14 protein-coding genes are annotated in these 18,913 nt (G+C 75.8%); 9 read left to right on the top strand and 5 right to left on the bottom strand.

Annotated features, from left to right (window positions below; genetic code table 11):
- Positions 1-51: 51 nt before the first annotated feature.
- Positions 52-1,308, bottom strand: a complete 1,257-nt coding sequence (locus C8D89_RS06400; protein ID WP_116707228.1) for a phosphorylase family protein — start codon at positions 1,306-1,308, stop codon at positions 52-54.
- Between the two features lie 117 nt (positions 1,309-1,425).
- Here C8D89_RS06400 and C8D89_RS06405 point away from each other — a divergent pair, with 117 nt between their 5' ends.
- Entirely contained in the window at positions 1,426-3,078 is a 1,653-nt protein-coding gene (locus C8D89_RS06405; protein ID WP_207787090.1) for an AMP-binding protein, read from the top strand.
- Between the two features lie 123 nt (positions 3,079-3,201).
- On the top strand, positions 3,202-3,588 hold the full coding sequence (locus C8D89_RS30710; RefSeq protein WP_116707230.1) for a cold-shock protein: 387 nt from the start codon (positions 3,202-3,204) through the stop codon (positions 3,586-3,588).
- 36 nt (positions 3,589-3,624) lie between these two features.
- Here the strand turns inward: C8D89_RS30710 and C8D89_RS06415 are convergent, their stop codons facing one another.
- Together C8D89_RS06415 and C8D89_RS06420 are read right to left on the bottom strand one after the other, a co-directional pair.
- Positions 3,625-4,131 carry a DUF2771 family protein gene (locus tag C8D89_RS06415; protein WP_116707231.1) on the bottom strand — a complete coding sequence of 169 codons (507 nt, stop codon included), beginning with the start codon at positions 4,129-4,131 and terminating at the stop codon, positions 3,625-3,627.
- Positions 4,128-5,723 carry an MFS transporter gene (locus tag C8D89_RS06420; RefSeq protein ID WP_116707232.1) on the bottom strand — a complete coding sequence of 532 codons (1,596 nt, stop codon included), beginning with the start codon at positions 5,721-5,723 and terminating at the stop codon, positions 4,128-4,130. Before C8D89_RS06420 ends, C8D89_RS06415 begins: the two co-directional genes overlap by 4 nt.
- A gap of 123 nt (positions 5,724-5,846) precedes the next feature.
- Between C8D89_RS06420 and C8D89_RS06425 the strand changes: the two genes are divergently transcribed.
- Positions 5,847-6,680 carry a DUF3027 domain-containing protein gene (locus tag C8D89_RS06425; RefSeq protein ID WP_423716734.1) on the top strand — a complete coding sequence of 278 codons (834 nt, stop codon included), beginning with the start codon at positions 5,847-5,849 and terminating at the stop codon, positions 6,678-6,680.
- A gap of 41 nt (positions 6,681-6,721) precedes the next feature.
- The gene (locus tag C8D89_RS06430) at positions 6,722-9,784 is read left to right on the top strand and encodes a sacsin N-terminal ATP-binding-like domain-containing protein (RefSeq protein ID WP_116707233.1); all 3,063 of its coding nucleotides are present in this window, start codon (positions 6,722-6,724) and stop codon (positions 9,782-9,784) included.
- A 7-nt stretch (positions 9,785-9,791) separates the two neighbouring features.
- On the opposite strand, the gene C8D89_RS06435 is transcribed toward C8D89_RS06430, so the two are convergent.
- Positions 9,792-10,058: a DUF2530 domain-containing protein gene (locus C8D89_RS06435; protein WP_165825573.1), complete on the bottom strand. Its 267-nt coding sequence runs from the start codon at positions 10,056-10,058 to the stop codon at positions 9,792-9,794.
- A 79-nt stretch (positions 10,059-10,137) separates the two neighbouring features.
- On the opposite strand from C8D89_RS06435, the gene C8D89_RS06440 reads away from it, so the two are divergent.
- Together C8D89_RS06440 and sfnG are read left to right on the top strand one after the other, a co-directional pair.
- Positions 10,138-11,583: an NCS2 family permease gene (locus C8D89_RS06440; protein ID WP_116707234.1), complete on the top strand. Its 1,446-nt coding sequence runs from the start codon at positions 10,138-10,140 to the stop codon at positions 11,581-11,583.
- Positions 11,584-11,785: 202 nt separating this feature from the next.
- Positions 11,786-12,916 (top strand): dimethylsulfone monooxygenase SfnG, encoded by a 1,131-nt coding sequence (gene sfnG / locus C8D89_RS06445; RefSeq protein WP_207787091.1) that lies wholly within the window; start codon positions 11,786-11,788, stop codon positions 12,914-12,916.
- Between the two features lie 51 nt (positions 12,917-12,967).
- Here the strand turns inward: sfnG and C8D89_RS30715 are convergent, their stop codons facing one another.
- Positions 12,968-15,742, bottom strand: a complete 2,775-nt coding sequence (locus C8D89_RS30715) for an AAA family ATPase (protein WP_165825574.1) — start codon at positions 15,740-15,742, stop codon at positions 12,968-12,970.
- Between the two features lie 302 nt (positions 15,743-16,044).
- Here C8D89_RS30715 and C8D89_RS06455 point away from each other — a divergent pair, with 302 nt between their 5' ends.
- The 3 genes from C8D89_RS06455 to C8D89_RS06465 are packed head-to-tail and all read left to right on the top strand — an operon-like array spanning position 16,045 to position 18,889.
- A complete protein-coding gene (locus C8D89_RS06455; protein ID WP_116707236.1) occupies positions 16,045-17,688 on the top strand; it encodes an AMP-binding protein in 1,644 nt (547 codons plus the stop codon).
- A complete protein-coding gene (locus C8D89_RS06460; protein ID WP_207787092.1) occupies positions 17,685-18,533 on the top strand; it encodes a methyltransferase domain-containing protein in 849 nt (282 codons plus the stop codon). Before C8D89_RS06455 ends, C8D89_RS06460 begins: the two co-directional genes overlap by 4 nt.
- Entirely contained in the window at positions 18,530-18,889 is a 360-nt protein-coding gene (locus C8D89_RS06465) for a nuclear transport factor 2 family protein (protein ID WP_207787093.1), read from the top strand. The genes C8D89_RS06460 and C8D89_RS06465 overlap by 4 nt, the downstream gene beginning before the upstream one ends.
- The last annotated feature ends 24 nt before the right edge of the window (positions 18,890-18,913 follow it).

Consider the following 18,913-nt stretch of genomic DNA (forward strand, 5'->3'; position numbering starts at 1 on the left):
GCGGGCACCGGAGGTCTTGCCGACCCGGGCCGGGCGACAAACCCCGCGGACCTACAGATCCGGGGGACCCCCGAACAGCGGCTCGTCGACGGCGCGGATCTCCTGCCCCGGCAGGCCCTCGGGGTGCTCGCGGCGGACGGCGTCGAGCGCCGCGAGGGCGAGGTCGAGGTGGTGGCGCTTGGAGGCCTCGTAGAACTCCTGCGCGCTGCCCGCGAGCTTGGGCGAGCCGTGCAGCGGCTTGTCCGAGACGCACAGCAGCGTCGCGTGCGGCACGCGGTAGCGGAAGCCGTTGGCCGCGATCGTCGCCGACTCCATGTCGACCGCGACGCTGCGGCTCACGCGCATCGCGGCCAGCGTGGCCTGCTGGGTGAACTCCCAGTCGCGGTTGTCGGTGGTGTGCACGATGCCGAGCCGGTAGGTCATGCCGGCGGACTGCAGCGCGTCCAGCAGGAACGAGTTCAGACGGTGGTTGGGCACCACGGGCACGTCGAGGGGCAGCACCTCGTCGAGCACGTGGTCGGCGCGCTGGTAGCCCGTGGCCAGCACGAAGTCGCCCTTCTGCTGGTGGTTCCGCAGCCCGCCGCAGTGGCCGATCATGATCATGGTGTCGGGGCGGAGCACCGCGATGTGGTCGGAGGCCGTCTTCGCGTTGGCCGGCCCGACGCCGATGTTCACCAGGCTCACGCCGTCGCCGGCCTCGGTGCGGTGGTGGAACGCCGGCATCTGCACGCCCTCGCGCGCGGGGCGCTCGGCGTCCGGGAAGCGCTCGACGAACGCCTCCACGTGCATCGCGTAGTTGGTGAACAGGACGTGGCGCTGGAACGCGGTGGCGGGGGTGCCCGTGTAGTGACCGATCCGGTCCAGCGAGAGCGCCATGCGCTCGGGGGAGAACAGGAAGAGCTTCTTCGACCGGGTGTCGACACGCTCCTCGTCGAGGGCGGCGAAGAACTCCGGGTCGTCGAACGGCGGTTGCCGGCGGGAGGCGCGCGCGGTGATGCGGGCGCCGGCGCGCAGCAGCACCGCCAGCTCCCGGCACAGGTAGCGGTGGATCGCCGCGGCGCGGGCGAACTCCCCGTCGAGGCGCGGGTTGTGCTCCGACCAGGGCCGCTCGACCTCGAGCGCCCCGTACCACCCCGCCTCGTCGGCGTCGGCGAGGACGGCGACCAGCCGCTCGGTGGCCGGGTCGACCTCGCCGGGCGCGAGGTCGAGGCCGTCGACCGTGACGGCCTCCGGCGGCTGCCGCGTGTCGGGACCGGGCCGGCCCGTGTCCCGGGTGGCGTCGTCGCCGCGGGTGTGGGTGGAGGACATGGACCGATGGTCGCAGCGACCCCTGTCGATCTCCGGTCCGGCGTGCGATCGTGGCCCGGACCACAGCCGAACGATCGGCCGGTCGACGGACCACGACCCAGCGAGGAGGCCGCAGCGGTGAGTGCCCCCAGCGTCCCGAGCACCCCGTCCTACACCTCGGGCACCTCGGACGTGCCCCTGCTCGGGGACACCATCGGAGACAACCTCGACCGCACCGCGGCCGCGCGTCCCGACGCCGAGGCGCTGGTCGACCGGGCGCGCGGCGAGCGCTTCACCTGGACGCAGTTCGTCGCGGAGGTGGACGCGCTGGCGCTCGGGCTGCTCGACGCCGGGGTGGCCGTCGGCGACCGGGTGGGCATCTGGGCGCCCAACTGCTCGCCGTGGACGCTGCTGCAGTACGCGACGGCCAAGATCGGCGCGATCCTCGTCAACATCAACCCCGCGTACCGCACCCACGAGCTGGAGTTCGTGCTCAACCAGGCCGGGGTGTCGTTCCTGGTCGCGGCGCGCAGCTTCAAGACCTCCGACTACGCCGCGATGATCTCCGACGTCCGGCCGAACTGTCCCGCGCTGCAGCGCGTGGTCATCATCGACTCCGACGAGTGGAGCGGGCTGTTCGACCGCGCCTCCGACGTCGCCCGGGTCCGCGAGGTGCAGGCGACGCTGACCCCGGACGACCCGATCAACATCCAGTACACGTCCGGGACGACGGGCTTCCCCAAGGGCGCGACGCTGTCGCACCACAACATCCTCAACAACGGCTTCTTCGTCGGGCAGCTGATCGGCTACTCGGACGTCGACCGCGTCTGCATCCCGGTGCCCTTCTACCACTGCTTCGGCATGGTCATGGGCAACCTGGCGTGCACCAGCTCGGGGGCGACGATGGTCATCCCCGCGCCCGGGTTCGACCCGACGCTCACCCTCGAGGCGGTGGCCGCGGAGCGGTGCACCTCGCTCTACGGCGTGCCGACGATGTTCATCGCCGAGCTGGGGCTGGAGAACTTCGAGTCCTACGACCTGTCGAGCCTGCGCACCGGGATCATGGCCGGCTCGCCGTGCCCGATCGAGGTGATGAAGCAGGTCGTCGAGCGGATGGGCATGAGCGAGGTCGCGATCTCCTACGGCATGACCGAGACCAGCCCGGTGTCGACCCAGACCCGCGTCGACGACTCGCTGGACCGGCGCGTGTCCACCGTGGGACGCACGATGCCGCACCTCGAGTCGAAGATCGTCGACCCGGAGACCGGGCGCACGGTGCCGCGCGGCACCCCCGGCGAGCTGTGCACCCGCGGCTACTCGGTGATGCTCGGGTACTGGGAGCAGCCCGACAAGACCGCCGAGGTCATCGACCGCGCCCGCTGGATGCACAGCGGCGACCTCGGCGTGATGGACGACGAGGGCTACATCAACATCACCGGGCGCATCAAGGACATGGTCATCCGCGGCGGGGAGAACATCTACCCGCGCGAGATCGAGGAGTTCCTCTACACCCACCCCGACATCGTCGACGCCCAGGTCATCGGCGTCCCCGACGAGCGGTACGGCGAGGAGATCATGGCCTGGGTGCGCCAGAAGCCGGGCACCGAGCCGCTGACGGCGGAGGCGCTGCGCGAGTTCTCCCAGGGCCGCCTCGCCCACTACAAGATCCCGCGCTACGTCCATGTCGTCGAGGAGTTCCCGATGACCGTGACGGGCAAGGTCCGCAAGGTCCAGATGCGCGAGGAGGCCGTCGAGCTGCTCGGCCTGGAGACGGGCAGCCCCACGGCCTGAGGCCCCGTCCCGCCCCTCGCCGCGAGCGGGATTCGCGGTGGCCGGCACCGGCTAACCTGGAGCCCTGCGCTCCGGCGGTCGCCGGGGCGCTTTCTCGTCGGTGAGTGAGAACGGGAGACGACGGTGCCGACCGGCAGGGTCAAGTGGTACGACGCGGAGAAGGGCTTCGGCTTCCTGTCGCAGGAGGGCGGGGCCGACGTCTACGTGCCCAAGGGTGCGCTACCGCGCGAGGTGGAGACCCTCAAGTCCGGGCAGCGCGTCGAGTTCGGCATCGCCGAGGGTCGGCGGGGGCCGCAGGCGCTCCAGGTCCGCCTGGTCGACCCCCTGCCGTCGGTGTCGGAGGCCTCCCGCCGCTCGCCCGACGAGCTCCACGGCCTCATCGACGACATGATCAAGCTGCTCGAGGCCCGCGTGCAGCCCGAGCTGCGGCGCGGGCGCTACCCCGACCGGCGCAACACCAAGCGCCTGGCCGAGGTCGTCCGCGCCGTGGCCCGGGAGCTGGAGGGGTAGGCACGGGCACCCGGCGCGCTCCCCGTGGGGTGCGTGTCACCGGTCGTCGACGGACAGGACCCACGTGGCCCGGGTCGCGAACTCGAGACCGTTCGGGCCCTGGCTGATGCGCGCCCCGTACTGCTGCACCTCGGCGCTCGTCAGCTGGTCGGAGGGCGCCGGCAGGACGAGGGTGAAGCCCGGGGCGGTGCCGGGCGCGAAGACGGGACTGCGGCCCTGCTGGACCGCACCTGCCGCGTCGCGGAAGGTGAACGCGACCTGCCAGGGGGTGCTCGTGACCTCCTCGGGGACGGTCACGGTCAGCGGGGTGTTCGGCGGGACGCGCAGGACGGCGACGGCGTCGGGGTCGTCGCCGCACTCGGTGACCTGCACGTCGCAGAACTGGCTCGCGCCCACCGTGGCGCCGGCCCCGCCCGCGGCGAAGGTGACGTCGCCGGGGGAGGACGGCCCGGCGGTGGCGCGCACGATCAGCACCACCGTGACGGTCACGACGGCGAGGACGGCGACGCCGACCAGCACGGTGCGCCGCGACAGGGTCCTCACCGCCGGGCCCGCCCCGGCTCGGGCTCCGGTGCGCGCCGTCGCCGCGGCAGCATCGACGACCCGCGGGTGATGAGCACGGTCTGCACGGTACCGAGCGCCACGACGGCGCCGATCACCGTGAACCCGATCCACCACGTCGGCGGCAGCAGGACGCCCAGCGCACCGCCGAACACCCACGACAGCTGCAGGATCGTCTCCGAGCGCCCGAACGCCGACGCCCGCCCGGCCTCGGGCAGGTCACGCTGCACCACCGCGTCGAGGCAGACCTTGAGCAGCGCGCTCGTCGTCGCGGCGACGAGGGCGGCGACGGCCGCGGTGACCAGCCCGGTGACGACCGCGGCGAGCACGACCGCGACGAGGGCGAGCAGCAGGCACACGACCATGAGCACCCGCGGCCGGCCGAAGCGCTGGCGGGCGCCGACGAAGTTGCCGAGGAACCCCCCGGCGCCGGCGGCCGCGCCCACCACGCCGAGCAGCACGAGCTGGTCGCCGGGCGCGCCCTCGGTCTCGTTCTTGACCACGAACGCGGCGAACAGCATGAGGAATCCGGTGAGGCTGCGGATGGTCCCGTTGGCCCACAGGGCGGTGACGACGTCGCGGGTGAGCGGCGAGCGCTTCGGCGGGGCCTCCTCGATCCCGGGCACCGGCAGGATCCGTGTCGGGACCTCGCCCTCGGTGACCTCCACCCACGCCGGGATGCGCAGGCACAGCCACACCGCGGCCAGGCAGATCGCGGCGGTGAGCCACGCGGCACCCGGCGACCCGAACAGCCAGGCGACACCGGCCGCGACCCCGCCGGCCACGCCCGACGCGACGAGGCCGAACACCGTCAGCCGCGAGTTCGTGGTGACGAGCGTGATGCCGGGCGGTAGCACCCGCGGGGTCACCGCGGCCTTGAGCACGCCGAACGACTTCGACAGCACCATGATCCCGAGCGCCGCGGGGTAGAGCGCCCAGGTGTCCATGTACAGGGCGAGGACCACCGCGAGCGCACCCTGGCCGGCCGTGGAGACCGCCATGGCGGCGCGCCGGCCCTGCTGCAGCCGGTCGAGCAGCGGCCCGATCACGGGCGCCACGAGGGCGAACGGGGCCACGGTGATCAGCAGGTAGAGCGCGACCCTGCTCTTGCTCTCGGCGCTGGCCGCGGAGAAGAACAGGGTGTTGGCCAGGGCGACCGCGAGCGTGGCGTCCGAGGCGTAGTTCGCCATCCACGCGTAGGTCAGGGCGGTGAGCCCCGAGCGGTCGGCGCCGTCGGCCGACGCCGCCCGGTGGAAGGCCTGCGCACCGCGTCGGGTCAGGCGCCGGGCCCGCCATGCCGCGACGCGCGTGACCGTGATCTTCGACGGCGCCGGGTCGTCGTCCTCGCGCGCGTCGACGTCGGTGTCGCCCGTCCCCGCGCCGCCCGCCCCCGGGTCCTCGGGGTAGGGGCGCGTGTGCCGGGCCGTCGGCGGGAGCCGGCCGGGGCGGCGGCGGGGCGGGGGACCGTAGGCGCCGTGGCCCGGGTCGCCGTCCGGGGGCGGCGTGCGGGGTGGCGTCCGGCGCCTCGGGTCGTCGCCGGGCGGGCGCCGGAACGGTCCGGTCACGGGGTCCATGATGACCGAGGACCGATCACCCGGGGACCCTCGGTGATCGATCGCCGACCCGCCGTGCCCGGCGCGGCCCGGCAACGGCGCCCGCCTCTCCCGCACCGTCGGGTGAGCGGCACAATCGACGGTGTGGTCCCCTTCGCCGACCCCACGGACGACGTCATGACCGAGACCGAGCAGGCCGTCGCCGCCCACCTCGCCGCCGCGGGCGAGCTCGCGCGCGCCGCGGCCGTGGAGACCGCCGACGGCGAGGCCGAGCAGGTCGGCGAGGCGGTGGCCGTGCGCGCCGAGGACGTGCCCGAGGCCGCGACCCACTACTTCGCCGCCGCCAAGCCCGGCTACCGCGGCTGGTACTGGGCGGTCACGGTCGCGGGCCCCGAGGGCGACGTGAACGTCAGCGAGGTCGTGCTGCTGCCCGGGCCGGAGTCGGTGGTCGCGCCGACGTGGGTGCCCTGGAGCGACCGCGTCCGCGCGGAGGACCTCGGCCCGGGTGACCTCCTGCCCGTCGAGGAGGGCGACGAGCGCCTCGTACCGGCGCACGCCGCGCTCGACCCGGACGACGAGGAGGCCGCCGAGGACGCCGAGCCGGGCGCGGGGGTCCGGGAGGTCGGCGACGAACTGGGCATGGGGCGCCCGCGCGTGATGAGCCGCGAGGGCCGTCTCGACGCCGCGGTGCGCTGGTCGGACGGGCACTTCGGGCCCCGGGCCGACATGGCGCGCGCGGCCACCGCGCACTGCGGCACCTGCGGCTTCTACCTCCCGGTCGCCGGGTCGCTCCGCGCCGCGTTCGGCGTGTGCGGCAACGGCAACGTCCCCGCCGACGGTCATGTCGTGCACGCCGAGTACGGCTGCGGCGGCCACTCCGAGCTGCAGGTCGACAGCGGATCGGTCATCGCCGTCGCCGACCTCGTCTACGACGACGGGGTCGAGATGGAGCCGGAGACCACCGGATCGCGCCGCTGAGACCGGTGCAGGCCGGGGCCGCAGCGGGGACGGGGCCTGGCGTGACCCCGGACCCCGCGGACCCGTTCGGCACGGACGCGCTGCGTCGCGCCGTCCTCGACGCCTGGACCGCGTCCCCGGCCCGCTTCCGGGAGGACGCCAACGCCGAGGAGGACCTGCTCCGCGGCGGCTACCGCGACCGCTGGTTCGTCGAGCTCGCCCAGAACGCCGCGGACGCCGCCGAGCGTGCGGGCACCACGACCGCGCTGCGGATCCGGGTGGTCGACGGTGACCTGCACGTCGCGGGCGCCGGGGCGCCGCTGGACGCGGACGGCGTCGCCGCGCTGGCCTCGCTGCGGGCGTCGGCCAAGCGCGGCGCCAGTGTCCACGGCGTCGGGCGCTTCGGGGTCGGCTTCGCCGCGGTCACGGCGATCAGCGACGCCCCGCGCGTCGTCACCCGCCGCGCCGACGGCTCCGTCGCCGGCGTCGCGTTCGACCGTGCGCGCACCGCCCGCACGATCCTCGGGGCGGGCGCGCCGGAGCTGTCCGACGAGCTGGCCCGCCGGGACGGGTCCGCGCCGGCGCTGCGCCTCGTGTGGCCCACGGACCCCGGCGAGCCGGGCCCGCCGGAGGGCACCGACACCGAGGTCCGGCTGCCGCTGCGCCCCGGCCTCGACCCCGCCGACCTGCTCGCCGCGGCCGCCGCGCAGGCCGAGGACCTGCTGCTCGCCCTGCCCCCGCTGCACGCGATCGACCTGCCCGAGGGGGTCGTGGCGCGGTCGGGCGAGGGCGACGCCGTCGTGGTCGGCAATCGGCGCTGGCGCCTGCGGCGCGTCGAGGGCGAGGTGCCCGCCGCCCTGCTCGCCACCCTCGCCGTCGAGGACCGCGCCCGCCCCGGGTGGCGGGCCACGTGGGCGGTGCCCGCCGACGGCGAGCTCGCCGGCCCCGAGCGCCCCGACGTCCTGCACGCGCCCACGCCCACCGACGAGCGCACCACGCTGCCCGCGCGCCTGCTGGCCACCGTGCCGCTGGACCCCGATCGCCGCCACGTGCGCGCCGGCCCGGTCACCGACCACGTGCTCGCCGCCGCCGCGGCCGCCTACCCCGACCTCGTCCGCGACCGGCCGGCCGAGGAACGCCCGGGGCTGGTCCCGCGCCCGGCGCTGCCCGCCTCGGCGGTCGACGCCGCGCTGCGCGACGGCGTGCTCGCCGCGCTGCGCACCGCGCCGTGGCTGCCGGCCGCCGACGGGTCCTCCGACCTCGCCCCGGCCGGCGCGCAGGTCCTCGACCTCGACCCCGCGGGCCCACCCGAGGTCCTCGCCGACCTCGCCGGGCAGCTCGCCGATGTGCTGCCCGGCCTCGTCGACGCCCGCCTCGCCGCGCCCCGCCACGCCGGCGCGCTGTCCGCCGTCGGCGTGGCCCGCACCCGCATCGCCGCCCTGGCCGACGCCCTGGTCGGCCTCGAGCGTCCGGTGGCGTGGTGGCGGGCGCTGCTGGCCGGTCTCGCCGCGCTGCCCGCGGTGGCCGGCCCCGGCACCCGCGACGAGCTGGCCGGACTGCCCGTGCCGTTGACCGACGGGCGCGTGGTGCTCTCCCCGCGCGGGGTGCTGCTGCCCGGGGGCGACCCGGCGGTCGCCGAGCGCCTCGCCGCCGCCGCGGTGCCGGGCCTGCGGGTCGCCGCACCGGGGCTCGACGACGACCCCGGCGCCCGCGCGCTGCTGCTCGCGCTCGGTGCGCGCGCCCTCGACGGCCCGTCGCTGCTGGCCGACCCGGCGCTGCGCGAGGCCGTCGAGCGCTCGGCCGACGACGCCGACGCCGGGGGCGATCCCGAGGAGCTGGACGCCCTCGCGGCCCTGGTCCTCGCCCTCGTCGCCGGGGGCGCCGCCGACCCCGGGCCCGGCGTCGGCGCCCTCGCCCTGCGCGCCGCCGACGGCGGGTACCGGCGCGCCGACGAGCTCGTCCTGCCCGACGGTGCCCTGCGCGGGCTCGTCGATCCCGACGGACCGCTCGGGGTCCTCGACCCCGCCGTCGCCGCCGCCCACCCGCGCCACGCGCTGACCGCGGTCGGCGTCCTCGACGGCTTCGCCGTCCTGCGCGACGATGCCCCCGTCGGCCCCGACCACGACCTCGACGACGAGGAGACGTGGTGGGCCGAGGAGATCGATCCGGCCGCCGACCGTCCCGGCGGGCCCGACAGCGCGGACGCCCCGGGCCCGCTCGTCGCCGTGCGCGACCTCGAGCTGGTCGACCGGTGGGACGCGGCGTGGCCGGTGCTCGCCGGCGACCGCGAGGTCCGCGAGGCGCTCGGCGGCGCCCGGCCGGTCGGCGCGCCGGGCGAGGACGAGGGCCCGCGGCCCTACACCGCCTGGTGGCTCGGACGGCACGGGCGCCTCGCGGGACGTCCGCCCACGGACTGGCGCCTGCCGGGCGCGACGGCCGTCGCCGGCCTCTACGACCCGGTGCCCGACGACGTCGCCGCCCGCCTCGATCCGGCGTTCCTCGCCGCGATCGGCGTGCGCACCCGGCCCCGCGTCGCCGGGCCCGACGACGCCGCCGACCTGCTCGCCCGGCTCGCCGACCCCGCCCGCCCCGTGCCGCCCGCCCGCGCCGCCGCCGCGCACGCCGCGCTCGCCGAGGCCGTCGCCGCCGGGCGGGTGTCGGTGACCGAGGTGGAGCCCCCGGACCGGGTGCGCACCGCCGACGGGCAGGTCCGCGACGCCGAGACCGGTGTCCCGCCCGCCGTCCTCGACCGCGCTCAGCTCGGCGGGGTGCTCCCGCCCGCGGCGCTCGTCCTCCCCGGCGCCGGCGACCCCGCCCTGCTCGCCGACCTGCTCGACCTCGCGCCCGCCTCCGAGCGCGTGCGGGTGACCGTGCGCGAGGGCGGGCGCGCCGTGCCGTGGGAGGAGCTGCCCGCCGCCGTGGCGTGGGCCGCGGTGCTGGGCCGCCCCCTGCCCGAGGGCGAGCTGGTGCTCCACGACCGTCTGCGCGTCCTCGTCGTCGACGACGAGCGCGGCGGGGCGCCGGTGGAGTACACGCCGGCGGCGTGGGTGGACGGCGAGGGCGTGGTGCACGCCGACGATCCGGTGCGCGGCCTGCTCGCGGCGCTCGCTGCGCCCTCCACGTAGCCCCGCGTCACAGCTTCTGGGCCCACTTGACCCCGCGGCGCTGGGCGCGGCGCTGCAGCGCGAGGACACCGAGCCCGACCCCGCCGAGGCCCACCCCGACGACCGCGGCGGCGAACCACACGTCGAGCGGGCGGACGCCGGCCGCGGCGAGGACGCCGAGCACGACCGCGACGGCCAGCCAGATCGCCGACCCGGCGAGGACGACCGGCACGACGTCGGTCAGCCGGCGCGGCAGCGGCGGCGGCTCGGCGTGCAGATCGAGGCGGCGGGGCACCCCCCGGACCCTACGTGAGCGGAATTCACGGCTATGGCCGGGAAGATCACGCACATGAGAGCGGCGTGATCGGGTAAACCTGCCGGCCGTGCTGCAGCGCTACTTCCGCCTCAACGAGCGCGGGACGTCGGTCGTCCAGGAGGTCCGCGGCGGCGTCGTGACCTTCGTGACGATGGCCTACATCGTGGTCCTCAACCCGCTGATCCTCGGCAGCCTGGACCCGGCGTCCCCGTCGGCCAAGCGCGACGTCATGGGCATGGTGCTCACCGTCCCGCAGGTCGCGGCGGTGACCGCGCTGGTCGCGGGCGTCATGACGATCGTCTTCGGGCTCGTCGCGAACTTCCCCTTCGCGATGGCCACCGGCCTGGGCATCAACACCCTGGTCGCGGTGACGATCGCCCCGCAGGTCACCTGGCCCGAGGCGATGGGCCTCGTGGTGGTCAACGGCGTGATCATCGTGATCCTGGGCCTCACCGGGTTCCGCACGGCCGTGTTCAACGCGATCCCCGACCCGCTGAAGATCGCGATCGCGGCCGGTATCGGCGCGTTCATCGCCTTCATCGGCCTCGTCGACGCCGGGTTCGTGCGCAGGCTGCCCGATGCGGCCAACACCACCGTGCCGGTGGGGCTCGGCATCCAGGGCTCGATCGCCTCGTGGCCCAGCGCGGTCTTCTGCATCGGGCTGCTGCTCACCGGCGTGCTCGTCGCCCGCGGCGTCCGCGCCGGGATCCTGCTGGGCGTGCTCACCACGACGGTGCTGGCGATCGTCGTCGAGGCGATCGTGCAGGTGGGGCCGTCGAACGGGACGAACCCGCGGGGCTGGAACCTCGGCTACCCCGGCCTCCCGGAGTCGATCGTCTCGCTGCCCGACCTCTCGCTCGTCGGCGACGTCTCCCTCGGCGCGTTCGCGCGGCTGCCCGCCCTGGCGGTCTCGCTGCTGGTGTTCACGCTGGTGCTCGCCAACTTCTTCGACGCGATGGGCACGATGACCGGGCTCGGGCGCCAGGCGGGGCTGCTCGACGAGCGCGGCCAGCTGCCGAACATCGGGCGCGCGCTGGTCGTCGAGGGCGCCGGCGCGGTGGCCGGTGGCGCGGCGTCGTCCAGCTCGAACACCGTGTTCGTCGAGTCCGCCTCGGGCATCGCCGAGGGTGCGCGGACCGGCCTGGCCAACGTCGTGACCGGCCTGCTGTTCCTCGCCGCGATGTTCTTCACGCCGCTCTACGAGATCGTGCCGGTGGAGGCGGCCGCCCCGGCCCTGGTCATCGTCGGCGCGCTGATGATCGGGGGCGTCCGCGACATCGAGTGGTCGGACTTCTCGGTGGCGATGCCGGTCTTCCTGACCATCGTCGTCATGCCGTTCACCTACTCGATCGCCAACGGCATCGGCGCCGGGTTCATCAGCTGGGTGCTGCTGCGCAGCGCCACCGGCCGGGCGCGGGAGATCCACCCGCTGATGTGGGTCGTGGCGGTCGCCTTCGTCCTGTACTTCGCGGTGACGCCGCTGCGGGTGCTGTTCGGGCTGTGACGCAGGCCGGGCTCCGGTTGACAGGGTCCCGCGGGGCCGGAAGCGTCGGCTCGTGATGGGTCGGGTTCCACTGACGCGCCGTCGGCACGTCGATCACGGGCTGCTCGCGACGTCGCTCTGTCGCTGAGCCCCGTTCTTCTCCTGCCCGGAACCCCCGCGCGTCCGCGCGCGTCCCTACCCCCTCGCGAGGAGGCACATCGCCGTGTCCGCCGGCATCCCCACCGCACCGCTGAAGTTCGCCTACTGGGTCCCCAACGTCTCGGGCGGCCTGGTCACGAGCCAGATCGAGCAGCGCACCGACTGGAGCTGGGACTACAACCGCGACACCGCCCGTGCCGCCGAGGCCGCGGGCTTCGAGTACGCCCTCTCCCAGGTGCGCTACATGGCCAGCTACTCCGCGGAGTACCAGCACGAGTCCACCTCGCTGTCGCTGGCGATCATGATGGCGACGGAGAAGCTCAAGGTCATGGCCGCCGTGCACCCGGGCATGTGGCACCCCGGTGTGTTCGCGAACTTCGGCGCCACCGCCGACCACCTCACCGGCGGCCGCTTCGCCACCAACGTCGTCTCCGGCTGGTTCAAGGGCGAGTTCACCGCCTTCGGCGAGCCGTGGCTCGAGCACGACGAGCGCTACCGGCGCACCGAGGAGTTCATCCGGTGCCTCAAGGGCATCTGGGAGTCCGACCACTTCGAGTTCCGTGGCGACTTCTACCGCTTCCACGACTACTCGCTGAAGCCCAAGCCGCTGAACACGCCGGAGCGCCCGCACCCGGAGATTTTCCAGGGCGGCAACTCGACGGCGGCGCAGAAGATGGCCGGCCGGGTGTCGGACTGGTACTTCTCCAACGGCAAGGACTTCGACGGCGTCACCGAGCAGCTCGACGTCATCAACGCGACCGCCGCCGAGCACGGCCGTTCGGTCGGGTTCGGGCTGAACGGCTTCATGATCGTCCGGGACACCGAGAAGGAGGCCCGCGACACCCTGCGCGAGATCGTCGCCAAGGCGAACGTCGAGCAGGTCGAGGGCTTCCGTCAGGCCGTGCAGCAGGCCGGCGCCTCGGCGTCGGACAAGAAGGGCATGTGGGCGGAGTCCTCGTTCTCCGACCTCGTGCAGTACAACGACGGCTTCAAGACCCAGCTGATCGGCACCGCCGAGCAGGTCGCCGACCGGGTCATCGCGTACAAGAAGCTCGGCGTCGACCTCAACCTGCTCTGCTTCCTGCACGTCAAGGAGGAGGTCGAGCAGTTCGGCAAGGAGGTCCTGCCGATCATCCGCGAGAAGGAGGCCGAGCTCCCCGACGCGGAGCCCGCGCCGGCGCTGGCCCAGGTCTGACCCTTCTGCGAGTGAAACCGTCGGCCATGGCCCGTGTCATGGCCCGCGATCTCACTCACGGAGGGCGTCGAGCAGCTCGTCTCGCCCGGTCACGCCGAGCTTGCGGTACACGTGCCCGAGATGGGTCTCCACCGTCTTGGCGGTGACGAACAGGGCCTGGGCGACCTCGCGGTTCGACAACCCGTCGGCCGCGAGGTCGGCCACCCGGCGCTCGGCGGCGGTCAGGGAGTCGGCGCCGGTGACCGCCATCCGGCGCGGGCGCGCTCCCGCCGCGCCGAGCTCCTCGCGGGCGCGTTCGACGAGCGGGTCGGCGCCGCAGCGGCGGGCGAGGTCCTGGCCGGCGGCGAGCTCGGTGCGGGCGGCGACCCGCTGGTTGCCGCGGCGCAGGGCCGCGCCGAGGTCGACGCGGGCGCGGGCAAGCTCGAGGCGGGCGGGCGTCGGCTCGAGCAGGGTGACGGCCTCGCGCAGCGGGGCGATCGTCCCGCCCACCAGGCCCCGGGTGCGCAGCGCGTCCGCCAGCGCCCGGGGCGAGCCGTAGCGGCGCCCGGTCGCCACCGCGTCGTCGGCGGCGCGCACCGCCGCCTCCTCGTCGCCGAGGCGGTGCAGCGCGGCGGCGAGCCCGGTCCGCCAGGGCAGCAGGTTCGGGTGGGCCATCCCGCGCAGGCGCAACCGTTCGCCGCAGGCGGCGAAGTCGTCGCGAGCCTCGGCGGCCCGTCCCTGCGCGAGCCGCAGCCGCCCGCGGGCGGCGAGCAGGTAGGCCAGCCCCGTGTGGCCCTCCCCGGCGGCCAGCACGGCCGCGGCCTCCTCGACGGCCCCGCGCTCGACGAGTACGACGACCAGCCAGCCCAGGGTGTAGCGCCGGGCGGTGTGCAGCCCGTGCTCGACGGCGAGGGCGTCGGCGAGGCGGGCGTCCGCCTCGGCCTCGACGAGGTCGCCCTGCAGGTAGCGGGTCTGGGTGCGCAGGACGCTCGCGGCGGTGAAGTCGACGGTCGACCCGCGGCGGCGGGCGCCGGCGAGCATCGTCTCGGCCGCGGCGCGCACCGGGTCGAGGTGGTCGATGGCGACCAGCACCGTCGTCGCCGGCAGGACGACGGCCGGGTCCGGGACCGGCTCGCGCAGGGTCGCCGCGAGCGCCTCGCGCGCCATGTCCACGGCCGTCGTGTCGTGGTCGGTCTGCAGCGCCTCGAGAGCGGTGGTGGCCAACAGGATCGCGCCGCCGCGGGCCGGCAGCCGACCCTCGCGGCGCAGGGCGTGGGTGAGCCGCACCGCCTCGGCCCGGCGGGCGGGATCGCGCCGGGCCAGTCCCGCGGCCGCGGCGGCCAGCTCGAGTGCTGCCTCGCTGCCGTCGTCGAGCCCGGCGCGGGCCTCGTCGAGCACCTCCAGGGCGCGGGGGAACGCGAGCGTGGCCTGCAGCGCCCGGGCCAGGTCGAGCGCGACCAGGCCCCGCAGCCGGGGATGGGTGGCGGTCGCGAACGCCTCGTCGAGCAGCGCGACGCCGTCGGTGTGGGAGACCCGGGCGGTCGCCGCCCCCAGCTCGTGCAGCACCGCGGCCCGCTCCTCGGGCGGCGGCGGTTCGGCCACCGCCCGCTGCAGGTAGGCGCGCGCGGTCTCCGGTGCGCCCTTGGCCAGCGCCTCCCGGCCCGCCCGCCGCAGCCACGCCACCACCGTCGGGTCGCCGAACGCCTCGGTGTGCAGCAGGTGGGCGGCGACGCGCTCGCCGCCGGCCCCGTCCGCGGCCAGGACGTCGGCGGCGCGGCGGTGCGCGCGGTGGCGGGCGGCCGGCCCCAGCCGGTCGGCGACCGCCTGCTCGACCAGGGAGTGCGCGAGCGTGAGCGGCCGGCCCGGGCACAGGAGGCGCGCGGCCACCAGCGTCTCCGCGGCGCGGGTGACGCGGTCGGGGTCGAGGCCCGAGACCGCGGCGACGTGCCGCAGCTCGGCCGCCCCGCCGAGCACGGCGACGGCGTCGGCGACGGCCGCGGCGTCGCCTCCGGCGTCGCGCAGGCGGCGCGCCACGAACCGCGCCACGACCGCAGGCGCCTGCTCCGCGACGGCCTCCGGTCCCGGCGCGGCCCCGGCCTCGAGGACGGCCGCGAGCAGGGCCCGCACCAGCAGCGGGTTGCCGGCGGTGGCCTCGTGGCACGCCCGGACGAACCCCGGGGGCGCCGAGCCGCACCGGGCGGCGGCGAGGGCGCCGACGGCGGCCGGGCTGAGCGGGCCCGGACGCAGCACCGTGGTGACCTCGGCCTCGCGCAGCGCGTCGACCACCGCCGGCTCCAGGTGCGCGTCCGGCGCCTGCGCGGCGAGCACGATCGCGACGGGCAGCTCGGCCACCCGGCGCGCGAGGTAGGCCAGCGCGCGCAGCGAGGCGGTGTCGGCGAGGTGCGCGTCGTCGACGACGAGCAGGACGGGGCCCTGCTCGGCGAGGTTCGCCACCAGCCAGTAGACGCCGTGCAGCGTGCCGGCGGCGTCGACCTCGCCGCCGGAGACCCGGCCGGGGGCGAGGGCCGGGGCGGCCAGCCGGGCCGCGCCGGTGAGCAGCGCGTCGCCACGCGCGACGAGCAGCGGCTCGAACAGCCCGCGGACGACGCCGAACGCGAAGTCGCGCTCGAGGCGCCCGCCCCGGGCCGCGAGCACGGCGCGGCCGTCGGCCCGGGCCCGGGCGGCGGCGAGCAGGCGGGTCTTGCCGATCCCCGGCGGGCCCTCGATCCACGCCAGTCCGCCGCGACCGCCGACGGCGGCGCCCACGACGGTCTCGAGCACGGCGAGCTCGTGCTCACGCTCGAGGATCGCGGTCTCCCGCGCGGCCCCCGCCGTCGTCACCGGCACGTGACTCTCCGTGCTCTGCGTCGTTCCCTTGTGGACCAATGTACGAGGATGAGCCCGGCGGGTCATCACGACGGGTGACGAGGTCACCGGGTCGGCCCATTCCTCGGGGCCCGTCCCCGACGTCCTCACCCCGTCGTCGGCCCACCGTGGTCCGCGGGCGACTCCGGGGGAGCACCGGGTCCGCACGAGGACACGAGGAGGTCGACGACCGTGATCGAGGTGTGCTGCCGCGGACGCACCGCGGCACCGACCGACCGCATCCCCGTCACCGGGCACGGCGGCGGCGCCGATGAGGAGCCGATGTGACCGCCGCCGACCACGTCGTGCGCAGCCGCCGACCCGCGGTGGACGTGCCCGACGTCGGTGTCCCCACGTTCCTGCTCGACCACCCTGCCGCGGGTCCCGACGCGACGGCCGTCATCGACGGCCCGTCCGGACGCGCCGTGACCTACGCCGAGCTGCGCCGCGACGTCGCCCGGTGCGCCGGCGGCCTGCACCGTCGCGGGCTGCGCCCCGGCGACGTGCTCGCCATCGTCGCGCCCAACTGCCCGGAGTGGCTGGTCGCCTGCTACGGCGCGATGACCGCCGGCGTCGTCGTCTCGGGCATCAACCCGCTCTACACCGCCGAGGAGATCGCCGGCCAGCTCCGCGACGGCGGCGCCCGCGCCGTCGTCACGATCCCGCCGTTCCTGCCCCTCGTGCGGGCGGCGGTGGCCGCGCAGGACCGGCCGGTGGAGATCGTCGTGATCGGCGACCCCGACGGTGAGGTGGCCTTCACCGAGGTGCTCGCCGACGGCGCCGCCGTCGCGCTGCCGCCCGGCCTCGTCGACCCGGCGACCGACCTCGCCCTGCTGCCCTACTCGTCGGGCACGACCGGGCTGGCCAAGGGCGTCATGCTCACCCACCGCGCGATGACGACCAACGTCGCGCAGATGCACGCCGCCCTCGACGTGACCCCGGACGACCGCGCGATGGCCGTCGCGCCGTTCTTCCACGCCGTCGGGCTCAGCGTGGTCGCGGGCGTGACCCTGCGCAGCGGGGGCACGATGGTCACGCTGCCCCGCTTCGACCTCGAGGACTACCTGGGGCTCATCCAGGCCCACCGGATCACGGTCTCGGTGGTGGTGCCGCCGATCGTCCTGGCGATGGCGCGCCACCCCGTCGTGGATCGCTACGACCTGTCCTCGCTGCGCCTCGTCGGCTGCGGGGCCGCGCCCCTGTCCGCGGACCTGCAGCAGGAGTGCGCGCGCCGCGTCGGGTGCCCCGTCGGACAGGGCTACGGCATGACCGAGGCGGTCGCCACGATCACGCTGTTCGACCCCGCGGTGCCGGTCGTGCCCGGTTCGAGCGGGCTGCTGCTCGGCGGGGTGGAGGCACGCATCGTCGACCCCGGGTCGGGCACGGACCTGGGTGTGGGCGAGACCGGCGAGCTGTGGGTGAGGGGGCCGCAGCTGATGGCCGGCTACCTGGGCAACGCGGGCGCGACCGCGGCCACGATCGACGTCGACGGATGGCTCCACACCGGCGACCTCGCGCGGTTCGACGCGGACGGGAACCTGTTCGTCGACGACCGGCTCAAGGAGCTGATCAAGGTCAAGGGTCTGCAGGTGGCCCCCGCCGAGGTGGAGGCGGTGCTGCGCACGCACCCCGCCGTCGCCGACGCCGCCGTGATCCCGGTGGCCGACGAACGCGCCGGCGAGCGGCCGAAGGCCGTCGTCGTGGCCGCGGGCGAGGTCGAGGCCGCCGAGCTCGTGGCCCACGTGGCCGGCCGGGTGGCGCCGCACAAGCGCATCACCGAGGTCGCGTTCGTCGACGCGATCCCCGTCTCGCCGTCCGGGAAGATCCTGCGCCGGCTGCTGGTGGCGCAGGAGCGCGCCGGCGCCCTCCCGGCGGCGGATCGTTCCGGGTCCGGGGGCCCGGCCGAGCGTCCGGTGGCGGCACGGTGACCGCGGCACCGGCGAGGGCGGCGGCCCCGGGATACGCGCTGCGGCTGGCCCCCGACGAGCTCGCGCGCTACCGGATGATGGCGGAGCGCGCCCGGGAGCACGAGGCGGACCTGTGGGCGCGGGCGGGTCTGCGCCCGGGCACCCGCGTGGTCGACGTCGGCTGCGGGCCGGGCGCGATGCTGCTGGCCCTCGCCCGGTGTGTCGGACCGGAGGGTGTCGTGGCGGGGGTGGACGCCGACCCCGAGGCGGTGGCCACGGCTCGGGCCATGCTGCGGGAGGCCGGCCTGCCCGGGGTGGCGGTGTGCCGGGCGCGCGCCGACGCCACCGGCCTGCCCGAGGGCGCGTTCGACGTCGGGGTCATGCGGCACGTGCTGGCCCACAACGGCGGCGCGGAGCAGCGCCTCGTGGCCCACCTCGCGAGCCTCGTGCGGCCCGGCGGGCACGTCTACGTCCTCGACGTCGACGCCACCGGCGCCGGCACCACCCCGTCGCTGCCCGCGATCGACGACCTCGAGCGGCGCTACCAGCGCTGGCACGCCGACCGGGGCAACGACCTGCGGGTCGGCCGCCGGCTGGCCGCCCTCGCGCGCGGTGCGGGGCTCGAGGTCGAGGACTTCCGCGGCTGGTCCCAGACCGCCTCCCTGCCCTCGGGGATGCGCGGACCGGCGTGGGCCGCCCGCGACGCGCTCGTGGCCGCGGGGCTCGCGGACGCGGACGACGTGGCGCGTTGGGACGCGGCCCACGCCGTCGTGGACGGCTGGGAGCGGCGCCCCGAGGTGGTGATCCCCGTGTTCGCCGTCGTCGCGCGCCGACCATCGACGCCGACGAACGCCGCCGGGCCGTGATCGTGCGGTACCTGGAGGCGACGGGGAACGATCCCGAGCTCGGCCACCGGATCTTCGCGGACGACGCCGTGCTCGAGTTCCCGCAATCCGGCGAGCGCTTCACCGGCCGGGACACGTTCCTGGCGTGGCGGACGCAGTACCCGGCGAAGGTCACCGGGGAGATCCGGCGGGTGCTGGGTCTCGGCGACCTCTGGGTCGCCGAGGCCGTCATCCGCTACGACGGCGGCGAGCCGATGTACGGCGTCAGCATTCTGGAGTTCCGGGACGATCTGGTGGTCCGCGAGACGATCTACGGCGGCCCGCCGTGGGAGGCGCCGGACTGGCGGGCGCCCTACCGCGACGGGGGACCGGTGTGAGCGCCACACCGGCGAGGCGGAGCA

This window comes from Actinomycetospora cinnamomea (assembly GCF_003096675.1).
Taxonomy (GTDB): domain Bacteria; phylum Actinomycetota; class Actinomycetes; order Mycobacteriales; family Pseudonocardiaceae; genus Actinomycetospora; species Actinomycetospora cinnamomea.

What these genes read in the sequence shown, in the direction of transcription:
- C8D89_RS06400 (WP_116707228.1), bottom strand. Translation starts at nt 1,308, where the DNA reads ATGTCCTCCACCCACACCCGCGGCGACGACGCCACCCGGGACACGGGC.
- C8D89_RS06420 (WP_116707232.1), bottom strand. Translation starts at nt 5,723, where the DNA reads ATGGACCCCGTGACCGGACCGTTCCGGCGCCCGCCCGGCGACGACCCG.